This window comes from Streptomyces sp. NPDC048255 (assembly GCF_040652415.1).
GTDB lineage: Bacteria > Actinomycetota > Actinomycetes > Streptomycetales > Streptomycetaceae > Streptomyces.
Window position 1 is genome coordinate 21,042 of sequence record NZ_JBEZMA010000078.1, and the last position, 6,473, is coordinate 27,514.

Annotated in this window: 5 protein-coding genes and 1 pseudogene; 5 read left to right on the forward strand and 1 reads right to left on the reverse strand. The window is 70.1% G+C overall.

All coding sequences use genetic code 11. The annotated features are described in order from the left end of the window. The first annotated feature begins 48 nt into the window (after positions 1 to 48). Positions 49 to 1,095, forward strand: a complete 1,047-nt coding sequence (locus tag AB0D94_RS34345) for a methyltransferase (protein ID WP_362060550.1) — start codon at positions 49 to 51, stop codon at positions 1,093 to 1,095. Positions 1,096 to 1,761: 666 nt separating this feature from the next. On the opposite strand, the gene AB0D94_RS34350 is transcribed toward AB0D94_RS34345, so the two are convergent. Then, on the reverse strand, positions 1,762 to 2,958 hold the full coding sequence (locus AB0D94_RS34350) for an alpha/beta hydrolase-fold protein (RefSeq protein WP_362060553.1): 1,197 nt from the start codon (positions 2,956 to 2,958) through the stop codon (positions 1,762 to 1,764). A gap of 1,196 nt (positions 2,959 to 4,154) precedes the next feature. Here AB0D94_RS34350 and AB0D94_RS34355 point away from each other — a divergent pair. The 4 genes and pseudogenes from AB0D94_RS34355 to AB0D94_RS34370 all read left to right on the forward strand — a co-directional run bounded on the left by AB0D94_RS34355 (position 4,155) and on the right by AB0D94_RS34370 (position 6,187). Continuing rightward, complete coding sequence (locus AB0D94_RS34355) at positions 4,155 to 4,289, forward strand: hypothetical protein (protein ID WP_362060556.1); 135 nt, start codon at positions 4,155 to 4,157, stop codon at positions 4,287 to 4,289. 74 nt (positions 4,290 to 4,363) lie between these two features. Continuing rightward, positions 4,364 to 4,999, forward strand: a complete 636-nt coding sequence (locus AB0D94_RS34360; protein WP_214939799.1) for a VOC family protein — start codon at positions 4,364 to 4,366, stop codon at positions 4,997 to 4,999. A gap of 86 nt (positions 5,000 to 5,085) precedes the next feature. Further along, a pseudogene (locus tag AB0D94_RS34365) lies at positions 5,086 to 5,572 on the forward strand (IS5 family transposase); the annotation flags it as partial. A 288-nt stretch (positions 5,573 to 5,860) separates the two neighbouring features. Further along, on the forward strand, positions 5,861 to 6,187 hold the full coding sequence (locus AB0D94_RS34370) for a hypothetical protein (protein ID WP_362060560.1): 327 nt from the start codon (positions 5,861 to 5,863) through the stop codon (positions 6,185 to 6,187). Positions 6,188 to 6,473 lie beyond the last annotated feature (286 nt).

Below are 6,473 nucleotides of genomic sequence, written 5' to 3' on the forward strand. Positions count from 1 at the left end.
TCCAGACCGATCGGTGATCGGTCGACTCGAAGGAAGGAAGCAAGACCTGTGATGAGTACCGATGTCCGAGCAGCACAGACGGCGGCAGGCCGGGAGCTCGTTGCCCGGCTCGCGTTCGGGAGCATGGCCGCGCACACCCTGCGCGCGGCGGTCCGCTTGGGGGTCGTGGAACTGATCGGCGACGGGCCGCGCACAGCTGCCGAGGTGGCCGCCGGAGCCGGGACCGCGCACCAGCCCATGACGCGCCTGCTGCGTGCCCTGACCGCTCTCGGCCTGCTCACGGAACACACCCCCGACACCTTCTCGGTGACCCCGGCCGGCGTGCTCCTCGATCCCGGCCACCCCGACTCCCTCGCCTCCTTCGTCCGCATGTTCACCGACCCGGCGATCGTGCGAGCCTGGGAGCACCTCGACAGCAGTGTCCGTACGGGGGAGACCGCTTTCGATTCCGTATTCGGCACGGACTTCTTCAGTCACCTCGCCCGACACCCCGAGCTCTCCACGGACTTCAACGCGGCAATGAGCCAGGTAGCCTCCGAGACCGCCGCCGTGCTGCCGCGGGCCTTCGACTTCAGCCGGTTCACCTCGATCACGGACGTCGGTGGCGGCAGCGGCACCCTCCTGGCCGCTGTCCTCGAAGCACACCCGGGTCTCGCAGGCGTGGTCTTCGATACTGCCGACGGCCTGGCGGAGGCCGGGAAGACACTGGCGCGGCACGGGCTGGAGGAACGCTGCTCCCTCATCGCCGGAGACTTCTTCCATTCGGTCCCGCAGGGCTCGGACGTGTACCTCGTGAAGAGCATCCTGCACGACTGGACGGACGCCCAGGCGGTCACGATCCTGCGTCACTGCCGCCAGGTGCTGCAGCCCGGCGGCGTCGTTCTGATCGTGGAGCCAGTGCTTCCCGAGGTCGTCGGCGCCGAGGACGAGGGCACCTACCTGAGCGACCTCAACATGATGGTGAACGTCGGCGGCAGGGAACGCACCCGCGCAGACTTCGAGGAGGTGTGCCGCCGGGCGGCCCTGCGCGTCACGTCGGTCACCCCGCTGGCGGAGGCCGCCCCGTACTCCCTGATCGAGGCCGTGGCCGACTGACCACAGACCGCGCACCGAGCACCCGCTGAAAGCGGCGCGCGTGGTGAGGGCCTTGGCCCGCAGAGCCGGCGACTGCGGACCGTCCTGTGGACAACCTGCCTGGTCAGGAGTTCGCCACGGGGTTCCGAGGTGATGGTGAACAGCTTGACGAGTCGCTCGCCTCGTCACCGGGAGCGCCGCCCGGAGACGCGGAACACGGCCGGGCACTGCTCGGTTTCACGGACGCGGACCTGCCGGAACAGGCGGAGGCCATCAGCGCCGGCGAACCGTACGTCCTGCGCTCACCGTGGCCTGACCGCCACCGAGATCACCACGCTGCACACGGCCGACGTCATGGACGCGTACCAGCAGCTCACGGAAGACGTTTCGCCCGCCGGTGACCGAGCCGGGTCAGGCTCTCCGACCGGCCGCGAGACGTGAGAGCGACGGCGCCGTCGGAGCCGGTTGGCCCAGAGAGACCGCGGACAACGGCTGCATGCGCGACGCGACGCCCTGGGAGGTGACAGGTCTCCCAGGGCACGGTGTATCGCGGACCGCAGCAGGAGGGCAGTGGTGTGTGCATCACGCGACAGTCGGATGGACGATTCAGCCGCGCCGAGGTCACGTACGTCGAGCGACGCGTCAGCTCGCTTGTATGCCTCACCGGTCGCAAGGACCCGGCCCACGTCATGACGGGTGGCGGGGCGGCGGTTCTACGAGGACGGCAGGCGGCCGGGCCAAGGCTGGGACGGTCTGCGTGTACCGGCTGGAAGGCCCGCCTGCGCGCAGAGGTTTCCGAACCCCCGCCGGACTCGGGCGGGCGTCATTTTGTTCGGCAGGGCTGGCTGACCGGGGCCAGCCGAGCTGCCGACCGAGGAAGTCCAGTATCCGCTCCGCCGCGACGCTCCAGTAGGACCAGCCGTGGCCTCCCGGCTCCAGCACCACCTCGGCATCCACGCCGCGGGCCGCGAACACGGTGCGCAGATCTTCGGTCCCCGGCAGGTAGTTGGCGTCCTCGGTCCCGCAGGCGAGGTGGTAGCGGGTGCGCCGGAGCCGGTCGGGCGCGGTGCGCCGGATGATGTCGGCCAGGTTGTACTCCCGAGAGCGGTCCGTCCGCCGGGCGGATCCGGCCTGGTCCCGGCCGAAGGCATGGCCGAAGAAGCGGTTCCACTCCTCCATCGGCATCGCGAGGTAGCCCTCGTCGGTGAAGTGTGCCGTGCTCAGCCCGGCGGCGGCGCCGAACAGGCCCGGGTACCGCAGGGCGTACATCAGCGCGCCGTAGCCGCCCATGGAGAGCCCGGCGACGGACCTCCTCTCCGCCCGGCCGCCCAGCCCGTGGGCCTGTTCGACGGCCGGGACGAACTCCTCGATGAACATGTCCTCGTAGCGCAGGGCGTCGCCGCCGGATCCGGCGTCGTTGATGTAGAACGTCTCGTCCTGGCCTCCCCCCGGCATGCCGGGGTCGCGCCGGGCGTCAGGCATGACGAGGGCGCACGCCGGGATCCGGCCCGCCGCGATGGCTCGTTCCAGAGTCGGCACGATGCTGCCCTTGACGACCCAGTCGGTGTGCTTCCCGCTCGCGCCGTGCAGCAGGAAGAGGACCGGGACCCCGCCGTCCGGCCTGCCGCCCCCGGGCGCGGAGCTCACCCCGGCGGGGAGGTAGAGGCTGTACGGGACGTCCCGGCCGAGCAGCCTGCTGCGCACGGTCAGGTCGGTGCGCAGAGAGGCGGCCCCTGAGGCGGACGAAGCGGGCGGGGTGGAGGACGGCGCCGGACCGGGCGCCCAGGAGCCGCCCCGCATCAGGAAGGCCGCGGAGATGACGGCCGCGACCGATCCGCCGGCCCCGGCCGCGAGCAGGGAACGACGCGCGGGAAGTTTCACCATGGTTCCCTCACCGTCGGCACCGGATGTTCCTCTCGGCCATCCTCTGCCCGCGCCCGACGGTCCGAACGCGGCGAAACCCACGCCCGTGCCGGGTGTGCGAGCAGGCGATGCTTGCAGCCGGTCCCAGGCGAGGGAGCTGCGGGGCTTCTTCCCTCACGCGGCCGGGCGTTCACAGGATCGAACACATGACACGCCCGGCATACGCATCGAAACAAGCAGCCACGCCGAAGAACCCACCGAGTCACCACCAGTGGGCCACTGGCTACGGACTCCGGCGGAGCCAGGTCACCTGTTGCCCGCGCCGGCCGGCCCGCAGGTGCGGGCTGCCTCTCCAGCTCCTTCCCCGGCAAAAGCAGCTCCAGGACGAAGGCCGAGGACGCCCTCGGGACAGCTCACCAGTGGAGCGCCAACGACCCCGTCGTCCTGGCGGAGCGGGTCGCCTGCGACGTCAAGCTGCTGTGGCCGCACTTCACCGGCTCGGGAACGTGCTGACGACGGCCTCGTACGCAGCCGGCCATCAGCTGCCCAGCGGGTGGCCGGGTCCCACGGGCAGTTGCACGGGTCGGTCATGCCACTGACGTGCGGTTTGACCGATGGCGGGAGACAGATCGGTCACTGCCGGCCCAGACCAGTGCGCGGTGGTCGTGCCGGACCCGGCCTTCACACCCGCCGCCCAAAGTGGCGGGAGGAGCGCCGATGCAGGCAGCACTTCTCCCGCGGCGTCGTCCCCTCGTCCTGGTGCCCGGAGCACGGAAGCGCTGCGCCGGCTATGGACTGGCACCCCGGAGGCGGTATCCGTTGCACCGATCTGGCTCTCCGTGTCACCCCGGCCGCCTCGTCGAGGAACAGATCAACCACCTCAGCGGCACCTCGTCGCACCGACGCCAGCTGCCCGACGAACCCTGCTATCTCCTTCCGGGACAGAGCCCTGGCCTTCCCCGCAACCCTCTGAGGCTTGCCGCCACACTCCGGCGCCACGGTCTTCCGGCCAGAGCAGCCCGCAACACCGCCGTGATCGAAGCCATCGCCGACATCCCGCCGATCGTGATGGAAAGCCCTGTTCGGTATCCAGCCCCGCACCGCCAACGGCTGGGCACAGATGGTCAGCGAGAGCTGGTCCCACCACCTCACCAGCCCCTAGAGCCTGTCTCTTGGAAGTGCGGTGCGCATGGTGCTGCATGCCGGATCGAAATCCTGTGGCAGCAGCGCTCGCCCCGCAGCGGCTGATCGAGCGGGTCGTGGGCCTCGACGAGGCGGCAGCGCTGCTGCCTGGTTTCGACCGGGCCTCCTCGCCCGCCGGGACGGCGATGATCGATCCGCTCCACGGCTGAATCCACGGCGGACGCGGCCGGGGCGGCGGGCGTGGCGTCGGGATTTGTGCGGGTTGTCGGGTGATGATGGCGCAGTGCGACTAGATCACGTGTCCTATGCGGTGGCCCGCGACAGCTTCGTCTCGACCGTCCAGTGGATCGGATCGGCCCTCGGCGCCGGGTTCGTCGACGGGGGCGTGCACCCGCGATTCGGCACGCGCAATTTTATTCTCCCGCTGAGCGGCGGCACCTACGTCGAGGTCGTCACCACACTCGACCACCCCGCCGCCGACCGCGCACCCTTCGGCCAGGCGGTCGCGCGCCGCGCCGCCGAGGGCGGCGGCTGGCTCGGCTGGGTGGTCTCCGTCGACGACATCGCCCCGGTCGAGGCCCGCCTCGGCCGCACCTCGGCCGAGGGCCACCGTGTCCGCCCCGACGGGTTCGACCTGAGGTGGAAGCAGATCGGCCTGCTGGAACTGCTGGAGGACCCGCAACTGCCCTACTTCCTCCAGTGGTTGGTCCCCATCGAGGAGCGCCCGAGCGCCGACCCGCGCACCTCCACCACCATCCACGGGGTCTCCATCGCCGGCGACGCCGCCTCCATCGCCGAATTCCTCGGCGAACCGGCCGACCACCCCCTCGACCAGATCGACGTCACCTGGGTCGAGGATGAAGAACCGGGCCTGGTCTCGGTCGAGTTCGCCACCGCCCACGGCCCGGTCACGATCTGACCAGGGCCCGACTGTCCCGCGGGAGCAGCCGGCTGGGTCTCCTGGCTTGCGCGTGTCTCTTTGACGGGTTGGTCAGTTGACCGGATGTGTCTGCCCGATCAGTGATCACTGATGCGATGTGGCGCCGGATCGAGCCGCTGATGCCGGCCGATCCGGTCCGTGGACGGCGGTGGGCTGATCACCGCCGAACGCTTGAGGCCATCGCCTGGAAGTACCGCACCAACTCGCCCTGGCGGGACCTGCCGACGAGCTCGGCCCGTTCCAGACCGCCCACAAACGGCTGATCAGATGGGCGGCCGACGGAACCTGGCAGAACATCCTGACCGCCGTGCTGGCGGCCGCGGATGCCGATGACGACATCGGCTGGACCGTCTCGGTCGACTCCACTGTCGTCCGCGCGCACCAGCATTCCGCCGGAGCACACAAAAAGGGGCCGATGGCCGCAGCGAGCCCGCCGACCACGCCCTCGGACGCTCACGCGGCGGCCTGAGCACCAAGGTCCACCTGGCCGCCGACGACCGTGCACGTCCCCAGGCCCTGACCGTCACCGCGGGCCACGCCGGCGAGCAGCCCACCATCCCGACCTGGCCACTGGAACTCCTCTCCCGCAACGGCGACCCGGCACCCGAGGACACCGCGGCGGTCGCCCAGCAGACGGAGACAGGCAGCCACGAAGAAGAGCTGCATCGTTGGACCCGTCTCGCTCTTGCCAGACCGCCCACCGAACAGCCGTAGCCCAACCAGGATCGAAAGCCGTTCCCCCTTCCTTCATTGGTGGCATGGGTACCTCCCGACGTCGCAGAATTGCGCACGTTGCGAATACCGGCACTTCACCAGTGACGGCGTCAGACAACGGAAACCGTGATCGGCGGCATCACCGGCACACTCCGGCAGCCCCAACTGCTCGTCCTCGGACGCTACGACCAAGACGGCCGCCTGCGCGCCGTCGGCCGCACAACGCCCCTGAAACCCGACGCCGCCCGCCAGCTCGCCGACCACTACCACCGTCGGCCCCGACCATCCCTGGACCGGTGTACGGTTCACCACCGCCTGGGCAGCCGCGAGCCCCTCGACCCGATCCTGGTCGTCCCCGAGCCGGTCGCCGAAGTCAGCGCGGACACCACCGTCGACCGGGGCATGGAGACAAGCCGCTGCGCTTCGCACGGCTGCGCCTGGACGTCACCGTGACCGCGTGCCGAGGTTCGGGAAAGGCGTACGGCCCTCCAGCGGCTGACGAACAGCCCCGTACTTGTCTGGCCGGCACGAGCTGTCATGGCGTCGGGATTTTTGTGTGACTTTGATCGACGGGTAGCCAGCCGGACACCGTGACCACCCGGGTCCCCGCATCCCATTGCCTTGCATTCGGCCACAGAGTTGACCGCTAAGAGCTGTCCCGTAACTGGACGGCGCCCCCTTGCCGACCCCGGATCGGACCGTGTCAGTGGCTGATGGCAGGATCGAGGGGTGCTGCTCA